The organism is Parabacteroides sp. CAG:2, from assembly GCF_000436315.1.
GTDB lineage: Bacteria > Bacteroidota > Bacteroidia > Bacteroidales > Tannerellaceae > Parabacteroides > Parabacteroides distasonis.
Map to the genome: position 1 here is coordinate 170,788 of NZ_FR885328.1, position 20,665 is coordinate 191,452.

General features: G+C 47.0%; 13 protein-coding genes. 10 read left to right on the forward strand and 3 right to left on the reverse strand.

The features are described from left to right. The first annotated feature begins 20 nt into the window (after positions 1-20). The 8 genes from QVP94_RS16825 (at position 21) to QVP94_RS16860 (ending at position 9,907) form a co-directional block, all read left to right on the forward strand. The gene (locus QVP94_RS16825; protein WP_022193050.1) at positions 21-1,076 is read left to right on the forward strand and encodes a 6-bladed beta-propeller; all 1,056 of its coding nucleotides are present in this window, start codon (positions 21-23) and stop codon (positions 1,074-1,076) included. Next, positions 1,073-2,068 carry a BF3164 family lipoprotein gene (locus QVP94_RS16830; protein ID WP_022193051.1) on the forward strand — a complete coding sequence of 332 codons (996 nt, stop codon included), beginning with the start codon at positions 1,073-1,075 and terminating at the stop codon, positions 2,066-2,068. The genes QVP94_RS16825 and QVP94_RS16830 overlap by 4 nt, the downstream gene beginning before the upstream one ends. Positions 2,069-2,244: 176 nt before the next feature. Then, positions 2,245-3,144: a serine O-acetyltransferase gene (locus tag QVP94_RS16835; RefSeq protein WP_005860231.1), complete on the forward strand. Its 900-nt coding sequence runs from the start codon at positions 2,245-2,247 to the stop codon at positions 3,142-3,144. A 130-nt stretch (positions 3,145-3,274) separates the two neighbouring features. Continuing rightward, positions 3,275-4,825, forward strand: a complete 1,551-nt coding sequence (locus tag QVP94_RS16840) for a THUMP domain-containing class I SAM-dependent RNA methyltransferase (RefSeq protein ID WP_022193052.1) — start codon at positions 3,275-3,277, stop codon at positions 4,823-4,825. Then, positions 4,806-7,007: a S9 family peptidase gene (locus QVP94_RS16845; protein ID WP_022193053.1), complete on the forward strand. Its 2,202-nt coding sequence runs from the start codon at positions 4,806-4,808 to the stop codon at positions 7,005-7,007. Before QVP94_RS16840 ends, QVP94_RS16845 begins: the two co-directional genes overlap by 20 nt. A 35-nt stretch (positions 7,008-7,042) precedes the next feature. Beyond that, complete coding sequence (gene purD, locus QVP94_RS16850; protein WP_005860224.1) at positions 7,043-8,314, forward strand: phosphoribosylamine--glycine ligase; 1,272 nt, start codon at positions 7,043-7,045, stop codon at positions 8,312-8,314. A 142-nt stretch (positions 8,315-8,456) separates the two neighbouring features. Then, the gene (locus QVP94_RS16855; protein WP_005860222.1) at positions 8,457-9,473 is read left to right on the forward strand and encodes a hypothetical protein; all 1,017 of its coding nucleotides are present in this window, start codon (positions 8,457-8,459) and stop codon (positions 9,471-9,473) included. After that, positions 9,458-9,907, forward strand: coding sequence for a YqaA family protein (locus tag QVP94_RS16860; RefSeq protein ID WP_005860220.1), 450 nt, complete (start codon positions 9,458-9,460; stop codon positions 9,905-9,907). The genes QVP94_RS16855 and QVP94_RS16860 overlap by 16 nt, the downstream gene beginning before the upstream one ends. Before the next feature lie 96 nt (positions 9,908-10,003). Here the strand turns inward: QVP94_RS16860 and QVP94_RS16865 are convergent, their stop codons facing one another. The 3 genes from QVP94_RS16865 to ribF are packed head-to-tail and all read right to left on the reverse strand — an operon-like array spanning position 10,004 to position 13,259. Next, the gene (locus tag QVP94_RS16865) at positions 10,004-11,278 is read right to left on the reverse strand and encodes a lipopolysaccharide biosynthesis protein (protein WP_022193054.1); all 1,275 of its coding nucleotides are present in this window, start codon (positions 11,276-11,278) and stop codon (positions 10,004-10,006) included. A 3-nt stretch (positions 11,279-11,281) separates the two neighbouring features. Beyond that, positions 11,282-12,337: a M20 family metallo-hydrolase gene (locus QVP94_RS16870; protein WP_005860216.1), complete on the reverse strand. Its 1,056-nt coding sequence runs from the start codon at positions 12,335-12,337 to the stop codon at positions 11,282-11,284. Position 12,338: 1 nt separating this feature from the next. Further along, on the reverse strand, positions 12,339-13,259 hold the full coding sequence (gene ribF / locus QVP94_RS16875; protein ID WP_005860214.1) for a riboflavin biosynthesis protein RibF: 921 nt from the start codon (positions 13,257-13,259) through the stop codon (positions 12,339-12,341). A 203-nt stretch (positions 13,260-13,462) separates the two neighbouring features. Between ribF and QVP94_RS16880 the strand changes: the two genes are divergently transcribed. Beyond that, on the forward strand, positions 13,463-17,542 hold the full coding sequence (locus QVP94_RS16880; RefSeq protein ID WP_005860212.1) for a hybrid sensor histidine kinase/response regulator transcription factor: 4,080 nt from the start codon (positions 13,463-13,465) through the stop codon (positions 17,540-17,542). Positions 17,543-17,772: 230 nt separating this feature from the next. Then, the gene (locus QVP94_RS16885) at positions 17,773-20,619 is read left to right on the forward strand and encodes a TIM-barrel domain-containing protein (RefSeq protein ID WP_005860210.1); all 2,847 of its coding nucleotides are present in this window, start codon (positions 17,773-17,775) and stop codon (positions 20,617-20,619) included. The last annotated feature ends 46 nt before the right edge of the window (positions 20,620-20,665 follow it).

Below are 20,665 nucleotides of genomic sequence, written 5' to 3' on the forward strand. Positions count from 1 at the left end.
ATAGATAGGAAGAGTGGGACGTGGTGGATTTCGGAAACGATTGTACGGTTGGCTTGCAGGAACATTTGGAATGCAGATTCATTCCTTTGGAGACGAAGGATAGCGTGCTGTTAAAAGATCTCTACCGGGTTTGCTGGGTGGACGATCGTATTTTTGTATTCGATAGAAGTGATGAGATAAATGCGCTTTTTGTATTCAGTGATCAAGGAAATTTTATTACTCGTGTAGGCTTGCGGGGACAAGGGCCGGAAGAGTATCTTTATCTAACTCACTTTTTCGTGGATGAGAAAGAGCGAATCTTGACATTGGTGGATTTTGGTGGGACGGCCTTATTGCGTTATGATCTGGATACCTATCAATATATATCCACGCAAGATGTAGCTGATTATTTTGTGGACTGCGCCCCTTTGGATAAGGAGAATTGGATTTGGTATTATCCTTTGGGATTTGCGACACCGCAAAGGGAAAACTTCTATCTGAAAGCCACGGACAGGAAAGGAGAGCAAGACGCATTGTTGGGACCGGCTTATTTCACGTCCGGCCATACGATCAATGGGAGCAAGACGTTGCATGCCTTTGCTGGGGATTGGTATGCGCATTTCCCCTTTACCCCCGAAGTGTGGAAAGTGAAGGACGGGATGTTGGAGCCTGCTTATAAAGTTCGCTTCGGAGATAAAAGTATGCCTCCTATCGAGTATGTCAAGGAGAAAGGGAGAGGCGGGAGAGATTTCTCTGGCGATCTGTTTCGCTCCGGCTATGTAAATTCTTTTGGGCTGCTGGAGACCGAACAGATCCTGCATGCGACCTATATGTGCGATAAGGTAACTTACTTCGGATTTTATGACAAGGATAGGAAAGAGGCATTCTCGTATGCGTTCCCCAACTTCATAAGGGCTACGGGGTTGACAGGCTTTTACGGTATTTGCGGAGTGTATAAAGATTATTTTATCGGGAAGATCAGTTCGACGGTGCTGTTGCGTAATCAGATACATTATGAGGATTTGAGACGGATAGCGGAGAATCGTACACAGGACGATAATCCGATCTTATGTTTATTTAAAATAGAAAGGTCATGAGAGTATTGTATGGGATTATTGTATTCTTCGCTTTGTTTCTTCTCGCTTGTTCCGATGCGGAAAGAGAAGAAAAACGGCTGGAGGGAAATTTGTTAATGAAAGGGGATTCTGGTGTATGCTATGATGGGATTGGTCTTACCGAGTCTTATTTGGTGTTGTTGGCTCGTGGGTGTGATACGATCATTCAAGTATTCGACAAAGATGATTTGTCGCACCTGCATGCGTTTGCGTTGAAAGGATATGGTGCCACTTATTTCTCTAATCCGGAGTTTATGAAGTCAAATACAAAAGAACCCGCCGGAAAGGATGAGTTCTGGATCGTGGATAACCAACTTACATTTAATAAGATGCAGGTGCTGGCGGATTCTTTGCGTTTTGATCGGAAATATATACTAATACCCGAACTTGTTCCCTCTACGCATTATAATGTCACCACGAAAGAAGTTTATGCGGTTCCGATCGTAGAGAAAAATGTTTATGGTCCTTTCTGCTATGCGAATCGGGAAGAGGGAATTTATTGGGTGGAGCCACCAAAAGTAGCAAGAACGTATCGTTCTTGTAAGCACGTCGCTTATTTGTCTAATCTTTGTGTGAATGAGCGGCAAAACAGTGTGGTTGCTGCCTTGCGTTTCTTCAACCAAATTGATTTTTACGATTTGAAGGGAACTTATCAAAGGAGCTTTACGTATGGGAAGGAGCCTATCGTGCCTTTACTGAAGAAGAATGATACCCAAGTGGATGTTCTTGGAACGACAAAATGCTTTATCGATATATTCGGTACGGATCAGTATGTATATTGCTTGTACGATGGTTCTGCGGATTTTTCGAATTTATCCACATTGCTGGTTCTTTCTTGGGACGGCCAATTAAAGAAACGATTGAATTTTGATCGTTCAATAAAGAGGATTGCCGTAGACCCTTCCGATCGTTTTCTGGTCGCCTTGGCTCTTGATGAAAGTGGAGCATTGGATGTGGTAAAGTATTCGATATGAAGATTATTTATTTGTAACTCTATCAGGCGGATGGGCGTAAGTTGATAAAGGTTGGCGTGGAATTTAGCGCTATAGAACGTAATATTAGTCGTTGGCTGTATTTTTGATGCTTCTTCGTGAAGGTGTTCTCAAATAAAATACTATTTTTGCGCATTATAAAGAATATTCCGCAAATAATGGATATACAGAGGCATAGTAGCGTATTGGGCGATACGGTGGAGAAGCTGTCGGATGAGGCATCGTATAAACAATTGTTCCATGCGTACAGGGATGAGGAGGCGCTGCCCTCGGGCGAGGTGCTGAAAGAGATCATCGATCTATGCCGTGCGATCCTGTTCCCCGGTTATTATGGGAATGCCCGTATCAGTAAACAGACGATCCGTTTTCATACGGGCGTAAATGTTGAGACTCTTCATTCTTTATTATCCAAGCAGGTTTATGCGGGACTTTGTTTTGCGGATACATCTTGCGTGACTTGCCCGGAAGAAAAGATCTCCGCTGAGGCAGAGGCTATTTCGGAGGCTTTCATCTCTACGCTTCCGGAGATTCGCGGTCTGCTGGCTACGGATGTGGAGGCGACTTTCAATGGCGATCCCGCCGCTCAAAATCTAGGTGAGGTCATATTTTGTTATCCCGGTTTCCGGGCGATCGGTAATTACCGGATCGCCCATCAATTGTATAAGCTCGGGGTTCCTTATATTCCTCGTATGATTACGGAGATGGCACATTCCGAGACCGGTATCGATATCCATCCGGGCGCGAAGATCGGTCATCATTTCTCGATAGACCACGGGACGGGTACGGTGATCGGCGAGACGAGCGTGATCGGCAATTACGTCCGAATCTTTCAGGGCGTCAGCTTGGCGGGAGAGAAACTTCCCCCCGATGAGAACGGTAACGCTATCCGTGGCGTAGCCCGTCATCCTATCTTGGAAGATCATGTGACAGTATATTCTAATTCCACCTTAATCGGTAAAATCCGGATTGGCAGAGGGGCTACGATATGTGGTAACGTCTGGATAGCGGAGGATGTACCGGCAGGGAGTACGGTTACACAATTGAAAATTGAGAATTGAAAATTATCAAGAGGGTAGCTGGAAGGAGATCGAAGCATGTCAGAGAGCGAAATGAGAATAATTAATAATAAACAACGTAATACGCAATTGGGAATAATTTTCAATTCTCAATTCTCAATTTTCAATTAAAATGAGCGAGACATTTGAAATGGTGGCCAAAACCCTATACGGGTTGGAAGAGATCTTGGCCGAGGAGTTATTAGCTTTAGGTGCCAACGACTTGCAGATCGGTCGTCGTATGGTTTCCTTTACGGGTGATAAGGAATTGCTTTATAAAGCGAATTTCCACTGCCGTACTGCCCTGCGCATTCTGAAACCGATTTATCATTTCAAGGCCAAAGATGCTGATACCGTTTATAAAGAGGTGAAAAAGGTAGAGTGGGAGAAGTATTTGTCGCTGGACAAGACGTTCGCGATCGACTCGGTGATCTATTCCGAGGATTTCAATCACTCGAAGTTTGTCGCTTACCGTACGAAAGACGCTATCGTGGATTATTTCATCGAGAAGTTCAAGAAGCGTCCGTCCGTTCGTGTCAATAACCCGGACTTATATATCAATATCCATATTTCGCATAACGATTGTACCTTATCTATCGATAGCTCCGGCGAGTCTTTGCACAAGCGTGGTTATCGGGTGGATCAAACGGAAGCTCCGTTGAATGAGGTGTTGGCTGCCGGCATGATCCTAAAAACCGGTTGGAAAGGAGAATCTAATTTCGTAGATCCGATGTGTGGTTCCGGTACATTGTTGATCGAGGCTGCCATGATCGCCTTGAATATCGCTCCGGGTATCCATCGGAAAGAGTTCGCTTTCCAGAAATGGGTGGACTATGATGAGGAATTGTTCGATCGTATTTATAATGATGAGAGCGGGGAGCGTGAGTTCGCTTTCCATTGCTATGGCTCCGATATTTCCCAAGCCGCTATCGATATCGCCTTGGAGAATATCCGTAGCGCTGGCTTGATGAAATATATCGATCTGAAGGTGAAACCGTTCCAACAATATACAGAGGCTCCGAAGCCGGGTATATTGGTGACGAACCCACCTTATGGAGAGCGTATATCATCTCGTGATCTATTGGGATTGTATAATATGATCGGCGAGCGTTTGAAACACGTGTTCATGGGATATAAGGCTTGGATTTTGAGCTATAAAGATGAATGTTTCGATAAGATCGGCTTGCGCCCGAGCGAGAAGATCAAATTGATGAACGGTTCCTTGGAGTGCGAATACCGTTGCTATGAGTTATTTGAGGGAACTAATAAGGACTTCAAGAAGGCATTGAATGAGGATGGAGAGGAGCGTCCGCGCAGATCGGAAGGCTCTTTCGAGCGTAGAGGCAATGATCGTCAAAACTTCCGTACGGGTCGTGTGGATCGTCCGGAGCGTCGTTTCGCCGCTGCCCATAGCGAGGATGATGAGGAGCGTTTCGCTTCCATTCCGGGGAAACGTATCTTTGGAGAGGATCGGGGAGAGGACCGTCCGGTCCGCAAGAAATTCGTGGATGCCCCGGTTCGTAAGCCGATCAAGCCAAAAGGAGAACGTCCTGTGAAAATGCGTTATCGGGATGAGGATGACCGTAAGAAAGGGTTTGGCGATCATAAGCGGGATGGAAAGCGCCCATTTAGCAAACCTATAAAGCCTATAAAACGGAGAGGGTATGATGATTATGAGGATTAAATCATCTTTATTCATAAGCCTTTGTCTGATTTTATTAACGATGTCGATTACCGCCCAAGATAAGCAACTCTCCTTGCACGACTTGATTCCGGGAGGAAAAACGTATAGCCGCTTCGTACCTCGTGACTTGAAACAGTTACAATGGTGCGGGGACGAGTACTTATATGTTAAGGGAGATAGCGTGTTAGGAGCTAAGCCGGGGAAAAAAGAAGAGGTCCTTTTTTCGTTGGAAAGACTGAATGGGGCCTTGACGGCGGCAAATCTGCAGACGGTTGGTTCCTTGCCTAGCTTTTTGGTACCCTATGAAAGAGGTTCGGTCTTGGCTTTTACTAGCAAACAGCACCGGATTCATTATGACTATAAGAAAAATAAGGTAGTCGCTGATTATGCTTTGAAGAATAACTGGGCGAATTATGACTTTTGCCCGGCTACGAATAACTTAGCTTTTACGGAGGGAAACAATGTGCATATTTTATCCCCGGATGGACGAAATACGATTGTTACACGTGAAACACAGGATGGAATCGTATGCGGACAGGCTGTCCATCAACGGGAGTTCGGGATTACGAAAGGTATGTTTTGGTCTCCTAAAGGTTCGGCTCTAGCGTTTTATCGTATGGATGAGCGTATGGTGACCGCTTACCCGCTGGTGAATATCGATACTCGTTGCGCTACGCCGGTTCCTCATAAATATCCGATGGCTGGAATGAAGAGCCATGAGGTTACGGTGGGTGTCTATCAGGTAGCTACCGGGCAGACGGTTTGGTTGGAGACAGGCTTGCCGAAAGAGAAATATTTAACAAATATCGCTTGGAGTCCGGATGAGAAGAGTATTTATATCGCTGAGTTGAATCGTGAGCAGAACGAGATGCATTTGGTGCGGTACTCTGCCTTGACGGGAAAGAAAGAGGCTGATCTGTTTACCGAGACGGATCGTTGTTATGTGGAGCCGCAGCATCCCGTGCTTTTCTTGCCGAACGATCCGGATAAGTTTATCTGGCAGAGTGAGGCGGATGGCTATAACCATCTATATCTGTATGATACGACCGGAAAGGAATTAAGGAAGCTAACCGGTGGGGAATGGGTGGTTACCAAGGTGCTAGGCTTTAGCAAAGACGGAAATAAGGTGATTTTCGAGGGAACGGCACCTCATCCCGTATCTCCGAATATGCAAGGAACGGGGATGCAACGTTATATTTGGGAGACGGATTTGAGAACGGGTGATATCATGAATTGCTTGAGTTGGAAAGTGGGCGTGCACCGTTGGTTGCTGAGTCCCTCCGGCGAATATGCGATTGATTATGTAAGTTCTCCTTCTACCCCGAGGGATATCGATTTAATCCGTGTAAAGGACGCTAAAGTGATTTCTACCTTACTTTCCGCTCCGGATCCCTTTAAATTGTATCGGATGCCGCGGATCAAGGTTGGACATATCCTTGCTGCCGATGGTAAGACTCGCTTGAATTACCGGTTGACTTTACCGCCGGATTTGGATGAGACGAAGAAGTATCCTACGATTGTCTATGTATATGGAGGCCCTAAAGTACAGCTTGTTACGGGCGACTGGCAAAACGGGGCTCGTGGTTGGGACCTCTATATGGCACAGAGAGGTTATGTGATGTTTACCGTGGATAGCCGCGGCTCGGCAAATCGTGGACATGCTTTTGAGAGCGTGATTCATCGTAATTTGGGTATCAATGAGATGGCGGACCAAGTGAAGGGTGTCGAGTTCCTGAAATCTTTGTCTTATGTGGATGCCGACCGTATCGGGGTACATGGCTGGAGTTATGGCGGTTTTATGACAACGAACTTGATGCTGACTTATCCGGAGATCTTTAAGGTGGGCGTGGCCGGAGGGCCGGTTATCGACTGGAGCAATTACGAGATTATGTATGGCGAGCGTTATATGGATCGCCCGCAGGATAATCCGGAAGGTTATAAGAACGCGAACCTGAAACTGAAGGCCGGTAATCTGAAAGGCCATCTGTTGATGATACATGGGGATATCGATCCGGTGGTAGTGTGGCAACACAGCCTTGGTTTCTTAAAGGCTTGCGTAGAGGCTGATACGTATCCGGATTACTTTGTGTATCCTCGCCATGAGCATAATGTGACCGGTAAGGACCGTCCGCATTTGCATGAGAAGATTACGAGGTATTTCGATGACTACCTTGGGAATTGAAAATGGAGAATTGAGAATTGAAAATTAGAAGAGATATGAATATATTGTTATTAGGCTCTGGTGGGCGTGAGCATGCGATCGCTTGGAAGATCGCTCAAAGCCCGAAAGTTGATAAGTTATTTATCGCTCCCGGTAATGCGGGAACAGCGTTGGTAGGAACCAACGTGGATATTAAAGCGGATGATTTTGCCGCTATCAAGGATTTTGCGTTGGCGAACCAAGTGAATATGGTCGTGGTAGGTCCCGAGGATCCATTGGTGAAGGGTGTTTATGATTATTTCAAGAAGGATGAGGCATTAAGCTCCATCCCCGTGATCGGCCCGAGTGGGGAAGGTGCCCAATTGGAAGGTAGCAAGGATTTCGCCAAGGCGTTTATGATGCGTCATCATATCCCGACCGCTCGTTATAAGAGTATTTCCACTGAAAACTTAGAGGAAGGCTATGCGTTCTTGGAATCTCTTTCCGCTCCTTATGTATTGAAAGCGGATGGATTGGCTGCCGGTAAAGGGGTACTGATTATCGATAACTTGGAGGAAGCCAAGAAAGAGTTGGGAGATATGCTGGGCGGAATGTTTGGCGACGCGAGCAAGACGGTCGTGATCGAGGAATTCTTGGATGGTATCGAATGCTCCGTATTCGTCTTGACGGATGGCAACGATTACAAGGTGCTTCCGGTAGCGAAAGATTATAAGCGTATCGGCGAGGGCAATACGGGTTTAAACACAGGTGGAATGGGAGCTGTTTCCCCGGTTCCTTTCGCTGATGAGGTCTTTATGGCGAAGGTGGACGAGCGTATTATCCGTCCTACCGTAGAGGGATTGAAAGCGGAGCATATCGATTATAAAGGTTTCATCTTCTTGGGTCTGATCAATGTGAAGAATGAGCCGATGGTGATAGAATACAATTGTCGTATGGGCGATCCGGAGACAGAGGTAGTCATGCTTCGTATCCAAAGTGACTTGGTTGATTTGCTGGAAGGGGTAGCGGAAGGTAATTTAGCGGGCCGTACATTGGTACAGGATCCTCGTGCGGCGGTTACGGTTATGTTGGTAAGCGGCGGTTACCCGGAGGCTTACGAGAAGAATAAGGTAATCACGGGATTGGATGGCGTATCCTCGAACAATATAGTGTTCCATGCCGGAACGAAGCTGGTAGACGGCCAGATCCTGACGAATGGCGGCCGTGTGATCGCGGTCAGTTCGTATGGGGCTACTAAGGAAGAGGCTTTGGCCCAATCTTTCGCCGGAGCTAAGCAGATCGATTTCGATAAGAAGTATTTCCGTCGGGATATCGGGTTTGATTTATAATTGCGTTTATCGAGAACGCCGGTCGGCATTTGCAGTGAACGTCAGTCGGCGTTTACGGTGAGTACCGGTCGGCGTTCACTACGAACGTCGCTCCGGTGCTTGCACTAACGCAGGTACCGTATTTTCACACTAAGATAAGATTATGGCAAGAGGAACAACTTCATATTACGGACGTAGATATACTATAGCGACACCTATGACCCATTTGTACATGCTTTGCGCTTGTATTTTTTGTTGGATCGTGGGGTATGTGGATTCGGTAGGCTATCCCGTGTATGGAGAGGTGACGGCTCCTCCTTTATGGAATGCCCTCTGTCTGGTTCTTCCGGGTAAGTTGTTTACCTATTTGATCGGTTTTTTGCTGATGGCCGGTGGTGCGTTTCTGGTGCATCGGGTAAACTATGCGTTGATGTTGATTCGTGAGAAGACATTGCTTCCCTTTCTCTTCTATGCCTTGTTGACAAGTACAAACCCGGATTTCTTTCCCTTGAAATCAACATCTGTCGGGGTGTTTTGTTTGATATTGGCCCTTTATCAGTTATTTACCTCTTATCATGACCCGGACGCTACGGATAAGGCTTATAACGCATCCTTGATTATCAGTATCGGAAGTCTGTTGTGGATACACATCCTTTGGTTTTTGCCGCTGTTTTGGTTGGGAATGTATAATTTCAGGACATTGAATATCCGGACATTTGTCGCTTCCTTGTTCGGAATCTTGACGGTTTATTGGTTTGTTTTCGGATGGTGTGTCTGGGAATGGGATTTCACGGCATTTACCATACCTTTCACCTCCTTATTCAAGATCCGTTTCCTTGCGGTACTAGGGACGGGAATTATAGATTGGATACAGATTGTTTTAGTGGCGGGATTAACGATCATTGCTTCATTAAACATCGTTACACATGAGTATGAGGATAATTTGCGTACTCGTCAGTTTCTTTCTTTTCTGATTGTCATGGCCATTTGGTCGTTTGGATTGTTCTTTATCTATGAGCAGTCGTCCGAGGAATTTCTGGAAATGGCCTGTGTACCGGCGTCTATCCTGATCGCCCATTTTTTTACGGTGAACCGGGGGAAATATATCTTTTGGCTGTTCCATTTCTCGGTAGTTATGTTTATCGCATTATTAATGATACGTATATGGAATTTCTTATAGCCTACGGGTATATCGGGGTGTTTATCGCTTCTTTCTTAGCGGCTACGATCTTGCCGTTTAGCAGTGAGGTCGTATTGACGGGTGTATTATTGGCGGGTTCGGCTTATTGGCCTTGTATGATCGCCGCTACGCTTGGTAATTTCTTAGGTGGAATGAGCTGCTATTGGTTGGGGATGCTGGGAAAGGTAGAGTGGATCGAGAAATACCTCAAACTCGATCCGGTAAAACTACAGAAGGTGCAGGATTGGATCAAGGGAAAAGGCTCTTGGATGGGCTTCTTTGTTTTTCTTCCCGGTATCGGTGATTTTATCGCTGTCGCTCTAGGTTTCTTGCGGGCTAATATATGGGTCGTGGCGATCTCCATGTTCTTAGGAAAAGCGATCCGTTATTGGGTTTGGATGGAGTTTGTTTATAGGGTACAGTCTATGTTTTGATAACCCGAGAGCTGTACCTTGCACGAAATCATTTCAAGCGTAATTGTCCCCTTTTCCGTGAACTTGATAGCGTTATCGATAAAATTCGTGATAGAATTACAGGGATTTTTGTATATGAATTCTGCAAGCTTGGAAGTCTTTTTTGTCCGGAAGGAACTCATTCCAGCGTGTAAGTGTTTGCCGGGAGAAGACCGTCAATGAGAAAACCAGCATAGAGGTAAAGGCGATACTGGTCGTGATAGCGGAACCTACGACCCCGTAAGACGGGATGAGTAAAAAGCCGGAGATTAATAAGGCAATAAGCCCTACGCACGAGCTTGCCGTACTGTACCGGATCTTTCCGCTGCCGATGAAATAATGGCTGATGATGCTGTTGCAGCCTAACGCTACGATTCCGATCGATAATCCGCCTATCACTTTACGTATGCCTTTGAACTCGGCGCTGAAAAAATAATCCGTATATATCCATTCCGGTACCAATAGGATACATCCCATCACGAGGGCTAAAGCGCAAAAGGTCAATTTGAAAAGCTGTAAGGTAATACGTTTTTGTTCCGTTGCCTCTGAGGTCTTGGCCACGCTACTGTATTCGATGAAACTTACGCTGCGACTAATATTCCATACACTCTCGGAGATCTTGGTCCCAGCGTCTAGCAAGCCTACACTTCCCAACCCGGCGAAACGTTGTATTAGGAAATAATTGAGTCGGGTAGTACAGGTTTCCGCCAATCCGTCCGCGCCGGCCCACAGGCCGTAGGCAAACATTTCTTTTAATAGACCGTAGAGCGATTTGCCGGAAGACCGGGATGTCTCCTTTAAGAAATCAGGAACAAGCATCGATAGGCTGGCAATAAAGGCTATGCCGTTCGTGACATATAATCCCCAGACATACGACCGTACGTCCGGGCGCTTCAATATATAATAGAAATAGAGTAAGACGAAAAATAGCAGTCCTCCTTGCAATATAAACGTGAGATTAAACCCTTTGATATTGTCTTTACCCAACAAGAAGCGGGCATTGGCGTTTACCGTAGAGCTCAAGATCGCCAACAAGAAGATATCCAGCCGATAGCCGGTGGGTAAAAGCCCGGTAAGATACATGAAGCCGCAAGCTAGGGAAGAGCCGATAGGTGTCCACAGATATGCGGGAAGGAAAATTGTCCGCATGGAGTAACGATTCATGAAATAGACAATCGTATTCCCGCATAAAATCCCATTGACGATTACCGCTATATTTACCGAGGCCACGATCAACCCGATCATCCCCACGCCCTCGATTCCCAGCACCTTCGCATTAATGAAGATCAGCGCTAGGTTAAGGAAAGCTATCAGATAACGCGAGCCTATTGTCCCCAGTATCTTTTTTAACATAAGCTATAGTTGTAATCCATTCAGTAACCTTACATAGGTATCGATCGCTTCCCGGATCTCCGGTCCCTTGATGTATTCGTCTGCGGAATGGGAACGTGCCGAGTTTCCCGGCCCTATCTTTACGGAGGGGAAACGCATCAAGGCTTGGTCGCTAAGCGTAGGAGAGCCGAAAGGCTCTTTTCCCATTAAGATCGCCCGTCGCACAAAAGGATGATCCAGATCCGTGCGGGTGGAGCTAAGGCGGAAGCTGCGGGCCTTGATCTCGCAATGAACCTTTTCCTTGATTAGCTCGAATAACTGTTCGTTCGTATAAAATTCGTTGGTGCGGATATCTACCGTGAATTCGCATTTATCGGGAACGACATTGTGTTGTGTACCGGCATGGATGATGGTGACAGTCATTTTCACCGGTCCGAGGAAGTCGCTTTTCTCCGGGAATTGATAGGTGCTGAACCATTCTATATCCTTCATCGCTAAAGTGATGGCATTGATGCCCTCATTACGTGCGGCATGTCCGGCCTTTCCGATAGCGGTGCAATCCAGTACCATTAGCCCTTTCTCGGCTACGGCGGGTTGCATACCCGTAGGTTCACCTACGACAGCGAAGGAGATAGGAGGAAGCTCGGCCAATGCGCTTTCAATGCCATTCTTCCCGGATACCTCTTCCTCACAAGACGCAAGGAAGATTAGATTATAAGGTTGTTCTTTCTCGCTTAAGATACAGAAGGCTTCATAGAGGGAGACTACGCTCGCCCCGGCATCGTTACTGCCCAGTCCATATAATTGATCATCCTCGGTCTCTTCGGGAGTGAACGGGTCTTTGGTCCAACCGGAAGCGGGCTTGACGGTGTCTATATGGGAGTTGAGTAAAAGGGTCGGTTTACCGAAATCGAAATCCGGGGCGATGATCCACAGGTTGTTGCCTTTGCGGAACACCTTTTGTCCGGCCTTTTGCCATTCTGCTTGCAGGAAATCCGCTACGGCGGTCTCGTCCCGGCTGAAAGACGGACGGGAGATCATGCCTTTTAATAAATCAATCGCTTCGTAATATCTTTCCATATTATAATAAATTATTTACGGTGCATCTGTCTTTCTCCAGTTGGGCTTTCAATTCTTCTAAGGAATCGAATTTGATGTCTCCGCGTACGTATTGAACGAATGAGACACGAATGCTATCATTGTAGATATCTCCGGAGAAATCCAGAATATTGACCTCCATGGATATGTCCTTCCCATTATTGAGTGTCGGACGGTCACCGATATAAAGCATTCCCTTATATCGTTCGCCTTCCACCTCCACCCATACGGCATATACGCCAATACCCGGAATGACTTTAAAAGGTTCATCTACCCGTATATTCGCCGTGGGAAATCCTAGCGTGCGTCCCACTTTATAGCCGCTGACGATATGGCCCAGCAATTGATAGGGATAGGTCAGTAAATAAGCGGCTTCAGCTACATTTCCGGCTTGAAGTAATTTCCGGATTTCGGAAGAGCTGACGGCCGTATTTCCTTCGTCATAGGGAGATGCCTTCAGCACCTCGATACCACATTCGGTGCCATAAACGACATATTGCTCGAAGCCATCCGTCCGATCGTGCCCGAAACGATGGTCATATCCGATCAATAAGGTCTTTACATGCAGGCTCTTCGCTAAAATAGAGGTAATGAATTCCTTGGCCGAGAGCCGGGATAGCTCGATCGTAAAATCCAATACGATGCAATAATCTACTCCGGTAGTCTCTAATTGCTGTAACTTTTCCTCGAAAGAATTTAATAGCTTCGGTTGGTAATCCGCATGCAATACGGCCCGGGGATGTTCCGGGAAGGTGATTACGGCCGATGGCAGGTTACGTGCTTTGGCAATCTCTTTCATCTCGTCGATTAAGAAACGGTGTCCTAGATGCACACCATCGAAAAATCCGATCGTAGCCACCAGTTCCTTTCCTTTCAGTCTGTCAAAATCTCTTACAACAATCATTGCGCCTTATTCATTTCTATTCCAATCGAAAGACAAATGTACGGGATAATTTTTAATAATCATGTTCTTATATATGGATACTTTACGTGTATGTTTACTGCAACCCGCATTGCAGCAGAATTAGATACCGGTTGGTTTGGTTCGTTTTCGGGAAATATCTATATTTGCTAAGTATGAAAACGAAAACTCTACTCTGTATCATAATGATCCTGTCTTGGGGAATATTGGGATCCGGACTTGCGGCGGAAGATATTCTTTTCAACCGTCTGGGAGTACAGGACGGTCTGTCTTCCAATGAGATCACTTGTATCCTGAAAGACCGGAAGGGGTTTATGTGGTTGGGTACCACTTCTGGGGTAAACCGTTTTGATGGGTATGAGTTTAAGCATTATAAATACAAGGAAAGCGGGTTGCCTTTTAGGGAGGAGCATGTCTCCGAACTTCAAGAAACCGCTGATGGGCGTATTTGGATTACCTATAATACGAACCAACTTTGCGTATATGAGCCCGGTAATGACCGTTTTATTCCGGAGAAGGAAATATTAGATAGCTTACGTCTAGAGAATCCTCCCGCTAAGATATTCGTCGACAATGATAAACAACTCTATTTCGCTACCTATACGAATGAATTTTGTCGTTATGATCAAGCGAGGGGAAAGATTTATTCGTATCCACTAAATAAAGAGGATGGTCGGGTTTGTGATATGAGTGACGTGGGCGATCGTCTATATGTAGTCCATACCTCGGGAGTGGTAGAGGGGATCGATAAGGCATCCGGAGAATCTGTCTATCGGGATGAGTATCTGACTCAATATGCGAATGCCCAGTTATTCTATGTGTTCGCCGATAGTGACGGGGATCTGTGGTTTTTCTTAAATCCCGGATATAGTAGAGGTCTCTTTCGCCTAAATCCCAAAAGCAAGGAGTGGAAACATTATACGACCGAAACCTCGGTCGCTTTATCCTCTATAATGGTGCGTGACGTGGCGGAGGATATGAACGGTAATATCTGGATCGCTACCGATCATGGCGGTATCAATATCTTGGATAAACGTCTGAACCGGATGCGTTATATACGAAATAACCCGTTTAACCAAACGAGTTTGAGCCAGAATAGCGTGATCTGCTTGTATCGGGATGATACGGGGATTATGTGGGCCGGCACTTATAAAAACGGCATCAACTATTATCATGAGAGCATTTTTAAATTCCAGACTATCCGGTACCCTTTGGAGTTGATGCGGGATATCTTTAACAATGACTTTAATTGTATCGTAGAAGATAAAGAAGGGGATCTGTGGATCGGTACTAGCGGAAACGGCCTATTACGTTACGATCGGGAAACCGGGGAGTATGTCCGCTACCGGGCGGGACGGGAAAGCGAGAACGCTATCTCCGGCGATGTCGTGATTAGTATGGCGAAAGATTTGGATGGCAAGTTATGGCTGGGTACTTATATGGAGGGGTTGACCGGTTTTGACGGGAAACGTTTCAAGCATTATCGGGATATCCCGGGCAGTAAGGACGGCTTATCCAATAATAGCGTGTATAGTTTGTATGTCGATGCCAAGAATCGTTTGTGGATCGGTACGTTGGAAGGCGGCCTGGATTGCTTGGATCAATCTACCGGGAAATGGACGTATTATCGCATGGGGGATAAGGAGAATGCGATTAACTCGGATATCGTATATAGCCTTTCCGGGGATGAGAAGGGGAATATTGTCGTTGGAACTTCTTTAGGAGTGAACTGGATCAACCCGGAGACGGGGGCTGTTACTTCTTTTAACGGCACGAAGGATGGACGTTCCGTGTTTGAGGATCAAATCATCAATGTCGTATTTTGTGATAGCCGCCAATGGGTATGGATCGGGAGTAATCATGGGCTACATATATATGATAGGTTGAATGATAAGATGTATCGGTTGAACCATTCTTCCGGATTACCGGATAACAGCATCATGTCTATCTTGGAGGATAAATATCATACGGTTTGGGTGGGGACGAAGAACGGCTTATTGAATATCGTTCCGAATCGGGATACGGATAATAATTATACGTTCGATTGGAATAGCTATGATGAGAATGAGGGCGTTCAAGGACGTGTGTTTAATGTGAATAGCGCTTGTGGGCTGGAAACGGGTGAGTTGGCGTTTGGTGGGACAAACGGTCTTACCTTCGTTGATCCTGCCCGGATACGTTATAATAGCTATGCTCCACCGGCGGTGATAACCGGACTTATGGTGAATAATGTCCCGATAACGGCGAGAGAGGCGTATGACGGGCATGTGATTTTGGATAAAGATATCACCTGTACCAAGCAATTGAAACTGAATTATACGGAACGTAATTTCTCCTTTACCATCTCTTCTTGTTGTTATTTCCTTCCTTTGAAGAATAAATATGCTTTTAAGATGGAGGGCTTCGACTCGGAATGGACTACCGTAAGCGCCTTGGAACGTCGTATTACCTATACGAACTTGAACCCGGGAACTTACACTTTCAAGGTAAAGGCGATGAATAACGACCGGATTTGGAGCAAGGAGATCACGAGCTTGCAGATCACGATCCTGCCTCCGTTCTGGGCTACCGGATGGGCAATAGCGTTGTATATCATAGCTGGTATATTATTGGCGTATGGCGTGATACGTTTTATTTTCCGTATCCAGCAAAAGAAGTTGGAGGAGGAGCAAGAACGGGCTACTGTGCGTCAGCAGCATGAGGTGGACGAGATGAAGCTTCGTTTCTTTACGAACGTAAGCCATGAGTTCCGTACGCCGCTAACATTGATCATGACTCCTTTGGAGAAGTTGATGAAAACGGAGAAAGACATGGAATCCCAGCAAATATTGAAGTTGATCTATCGGAACGCCGACCGGTTGCTTAAATTGGTGAACCAGTTATTGGATTTCCGCAAGATCGATATGCAAGGGGATAGCTTGGTCTTGTCTACCGGCGATATTGTCCCGTTTGTGCGTGACGTGGCTTATTCCTTCAAGGAGCTTTCGGAGCAAAAGCGGATTCATTTCTCTTTTTCCTCGGTCTTCACGTCTCTCCCGATGAAGTTTGACACGGATAAGGTCTTCAAGATCGTCTCTAATCTACTGAGTAACGCTTTTAAGTTTACGCCGGAGGGAGGTACTATCTCGGTGACGCTTAGATTGCGGTTGGAGAAGGAGGGAGAGAACAAACTGGTTATCGAGGTGTCGGATAGCGGTATCGGTATTCCTGCGGATAAACAAGGAGCTATCTTCGATCGCTTTTATCAGGTGGCTTCCCCGGATAAGGGAAATCCCGTGGTAGGTACGGGTATCGGCCTGCACCTATGCCGGGAATTCGTGCGGATGCATCATGGGACGATAACCGTGAAAAGCGAGCCGGGAGCGGGTAGTACGTTTACGGTTACGCTGCCGGTGATCCCCTTGGACAACCAAGATATTATCTCGGCTCCGGAAGGAATTGCCGAAGGGGATATCTTGCCTCCGGTTGAGGAGCATCCGGAGATCGCTGATAAGGATGCGTCTCCGGCGGAAAGACCTACGTTGCTGGTCGTAGATGATAACACGGATTTCCGGGAATTTATGAAGTTAAGCTTGAGTGGCGTTTATTCGGTACTCACGGCGGCGGATGGAGAAGATGCGTGGAAACTCATTCCGGAGGAGCTGCCGGATATGGTGATCAGCGACGTGATGATGCCTATCACCGACGGTATTACTTTATGCCGCCGGATCAAGGGAGACATTCGGACTTCCCACATCCCGGTGATCCTGTTGACGGCTAAGTCCGCAAAAGATAGCCAACTGGTCGGTCTGGAAGCCGGTGCGGATGATTATATCAGCAAGCCATTCAATATGGAGATGCTTCTCTTGAAGGTGCGGCATTTGATCGAGATGAAGAAGAAGATGCAAAAGGCCTTTATGCAGTCCTCTACCATGGGCATCGCCTTGACGGAGGTACAAGCTAGCTCCATGGATGAGGAGTTGATGCGTAAGGCCATCGGCTATATCGAGGAGCAGATCGCCAATCCGGAGTTGTCCGTAGAACGGTTGAGCCGGGAGATGGGCATGAGTCGTGTGAACTTCTACAAGAAATGCCTTTCCATCACGGGTAAGACTCCGGTGGAGTTGATCCGTACGGTGCGCTTGAAGCGTGCGGCGCAGTTATTGGAGAAGAGCCAGATGCGGGTCAACGAGGTCGCGCTGGAGTGCGGTTTCAATGATGTGAAGCTATTCCGGAAGTATTTTAAGGATGAGTTCGGAAGGCTTCCCTCTGACTATCATAAATAAACTTTTTCTAAATAAATGCCACGTAATTAGGGGATATAACAAAATATCCCCTTAAAATAAACATTCTTCCCCTACCTTTTTACGGTTCTCCCCGTAACCCAAAACATTTATGGCTTCCTGTCCGCCGCGAACCCTTTAATTTTGCCAACGAATGAAGAACCATTTTTCTTGTATGGAAAAACCTGTTCGGACTCATTGCTGATCGGAAATAATTAAAGAATCTATAGAATATGAAACAACACATCGCGGTATTCACGTTAGGGCTTTCCCTGCTGACTTCCTGCATGACTGATTCCGCTTACCGGAAGGTCGAGAATGGCTTGGTCGCCGATATCCGTTCCGGACAGGCGAAGGCTGTTAAATTGGAAGTAATCTCTGATGATATTATCCGGGTAATCGCCTCTCCGGATGGTAAGTTTTCCAACCAAGTGAACTTGATCAAGGACACGAAATCGTTGCCCGCCCCATCGTTTCAGATAACGACCTCGGGGGATACGATCATCGTAAGTACGCAAACCACACAGGCCCGTCTTTCACGGGAGACCGGAGAGGTTCGCTTTACCGACGCCAACGGACACACGATCCTTCGTGAGAAGACAAACGGAGGCAAGGAATTTACGCCGATCGAGGTGGAAGGAACCAAAGGCTATACCTTACGTCAGGTATTTGAGAGTGAGGACGAGGAAGGGCTTTACGGCCTAGGACAGCATCAGAGCGATGAGTTCAACTACAAAGGCAAGAACGAGGAGCTTTTCCAATATAACACGAAGGTGAGCGTGCCGTTTATCGTTTCCTCAAAAGGGTATGGTGTACTTTGGCATAACTATTCCTTGAGCCGTTTCGGCGACAAGCGTCCATACGCCGATTTGGGCGATGTCTTTGGCCTATACGGAAAAGACGGGAGGGCAGGGGCGTTGACCGCTACCTACTATACGGATAAGGCGAAGAATTCCGTTTTAATCCAGCGGGATGAAGATAAGGTAGATTATGAGAATCTGAAAACCATCAAGAACCTGCCGGCAGACTTCCCGAAGCCGAGCGCTTCCGCTACTTGGGAGGGCGAGATCGAGGCGAAAGAGACGGGTACTTATCATTTCAAACTACATTACGCCGGTTATACCAAGGTATTTGTGAATAACGAGGAGATCATCCCGGAACGTTGGCGTGCGGCATGGAACCCGAATGATTACAAGGCTACGGCCGATCTGGAAAAGGGCAAACGCTATCCGATCCGTATCGAATGGTTGCCGGATGGCGATGTCTCTTATATCGGCTTGAAGGTATTATCTCCGCTACCGGAGGAGGAGCGGGAGCGGTTGGCTTTCTGGTCGGAAATGGGGGATGATATCGATTACTACTTCATCAACGGAGAGTCTTCCATGGATAAGGTGATCAGCGGTTACCGCACGGTTACGGGCAAGAGCCAGATCATGCCGAAATGGGCGATGGGATTCTGGTTGAGCCGTGAGCGTTATAAGACGCAAGAGGAGCTATTGACCGCCTTGAACGAATACCGCCGGCGGCAGGTTCCCTTGGATGTGATCGTACAGGACTGGAGCTATTGGCCGGTAGATGCGTGGGGCAGCCATGAGTTTGATAAGGAACGCTTCCCGGACCCGAAAGGCATGATTCGGGAAATCCACGATAAGGATGCCCGTATCATGATCTCCGTATGGCCGAAGTTTTATTATACGACAGAGCATTATAAAGAGTTGGACGCGCTGGGTGCCATGTATCAGCAGGCGATTAAGGATAGTATCCGCGACTGGATTTATCCGGGTTATATCGGTTCTTTCTATGATGCGTACAACCCGGAAGCCCGCAAGCTTTTCTGGGAACAGATGAACGAGCATCTGTATTCCTTGGGCATTGACGCTTGGTGGATGGACGCTTCCGAGCCGAACGTACAGGATAATACGGACATCGAATACCGGAAGGCGCTTTGCGGACCGACTTATCTGGGCCCGTCCACGAAATACTTCAACGCGTATGCCTTGGAGAACGCCGAGGCGATCTACGACGGACAACGTAGCGTAAACCCGGATGACCGTGTATTCTTGTTGACCCGTTCCGGTTTCGCCGGCCAGCAACGTTACTCTACCGCTACATGGAGTGGTGATATCGGTACTCGCTGGGAGGATATGAAAGCGCAGATCAGCGCCGGCTTGAACTTCGCCATGTCCGGTATCCCTTACTGGACGATGGATATCGGTGGCTTCAGCGTGGAGAACCGTTATATGGCTGCTAAGGAAGGTAGCGAGGATTTGAGGGAATGGAGGGAGTTGAACAACCGTTGGTATCAGTTCGGAGCTTTCTGTCCGTTGTTCCGTAGCCACGGGCAATATCCTTGCCGCGAGATCTATAATATCGCTCCGGAAGGATCGCCTACGTACCAATCGATGAAGTATTATACCGAGTTGCGTTATCAATTGATGCCGTATATCTATAGCTTGGCCTCCAAGACGCATTTTGAGGATTATACGATCATGCGTGCCATGGTGATGGATTATTCGAACGATGAGAAGACTTACGATATAGACGATCAGTTTATGTTTGGTCCGGCCTTTATGGCATGCCCGGTGCATAAGTATAAGGCCCGTGAGCGCAAGGTATATTTCCCCTCTGGTGTCTGGTACGACTTCTATAGCGGCAAGTGTATACAAGGCGGGACGGCGATGGACGTAGATGCTCCTTACGAGCGTATGCCTTTGTTCGTGAGAGCCGGCTCTATCGTACCGACCGGAAAGGTAATCCAGTCTACGAAAGAGGAGCAGAAAGACTTAACCGTCTCTGTTTACGCCGGTGCCGACGGCTCCTTCACCTTATATGAGGATAATGGCGTGACCTACGATTACGAGAAAGGAAATTACGCTACTATCCCGTTTGTTTATGATGATGCGAGGCGAACGCTCACGATCGGCGCACGGGAGGGCGACTATCCGGGCATGATCCGCGAGCGTCAGATCACGGTACGTCTCATCACGCCGGAGAATCCCTCTGGCAAGGACGTGACAATATCTTACCAAGGTAAACCTCTAGTTGTAGAGATGGGGCACGCCCCGTCTCAACCCCTCTAAATGGTAACTTTAAATAATACCCATCAGTCTGTGCAGAGACGGGGCA

Bases quoted from the DNA above. Each gene is read 5' to 3' on its own strand.
- QVP94_RS16835 (WP_005860231.1), top strand. From the start codon at position 2,245: ATGGATATACAGAGGCATAGTAGCGTATTGGGCGATACGGTGGAGAAG.
- QVP94_RS16865 (WP_022193054.1), bottom strand. From the start codon at position 11,278: ATGTTAAAAAAGATACTGGGGACAATAGGCTCGCGTTATCTGATAGCT.
- QVP94_RS16855 (WP_005860222.1), top strand. From the start codon at position 8,457: ATGGCAAGAGGAACAACTTCATATTACGGACGTAGATATACTATAGCG.
- QVP94_RS16880 (WP_005860212.1), top strand. From the start codon at position 13,463: ATGATCCTGTCTTGGGGAATATTGGGATCCGGACTTGCGGCGGAAGAT.
- QVP94_RS16845 (WP_022193053.1), top strand. From the start codon at position 4,806: ATGATGATTATGAGGATTAAATCATCTTTATTCATAAGCCTTTGTCTG.
- purD (WP_005860224.1), top strand. From the start codon at position 7,043: ATGAATATATTGTTATTAGGCTCTGGTGGGCGTGAGCATGCGATCGCT.
- ribF (WP_005860214.1), bottom strand. From the start codon at position 13,259: ATGATTGTTGTAAGAGATTTTGACAGACTGAAAGGAAAGGAACTGGTG.
- QVP94_RS16840 (WP_022193052.1), top strand. From the start codon at position 3,275: ATGAGCGAGACATTTGAAATGGTGGCCAAAACCCTATACGGGTTGGAA.
- QVP94_RS16885 (WP_005860210.1), top strand. From the start codon at position 17,773: ATGAAACAACACATCGCGGTATTCACGTTAGGGCTTTCCCTGCTGACT.
- QVP94_RS16830 (WP_022193051.1), top strand. From the start codon at position 1,073: ATGAGAGTATTGTATGGGATTATTGTATTCTTCGCTTTGTTTCTTCTC.
- QVP94_RS16860 (WP_005860220.1), top strand. From the start codon at position 9,458: ATGGAATTTCTTATAGCCTACGGGTATATCGGGGTGTTTATCGCTTCT.
- QVP94_RS16870 (WP_005860216.1), bottom strand. From the start codon at position 12,337: ATGGAAAGATATTACGAAGCGATTGATTTATTAAAAGGCATGATCTCC.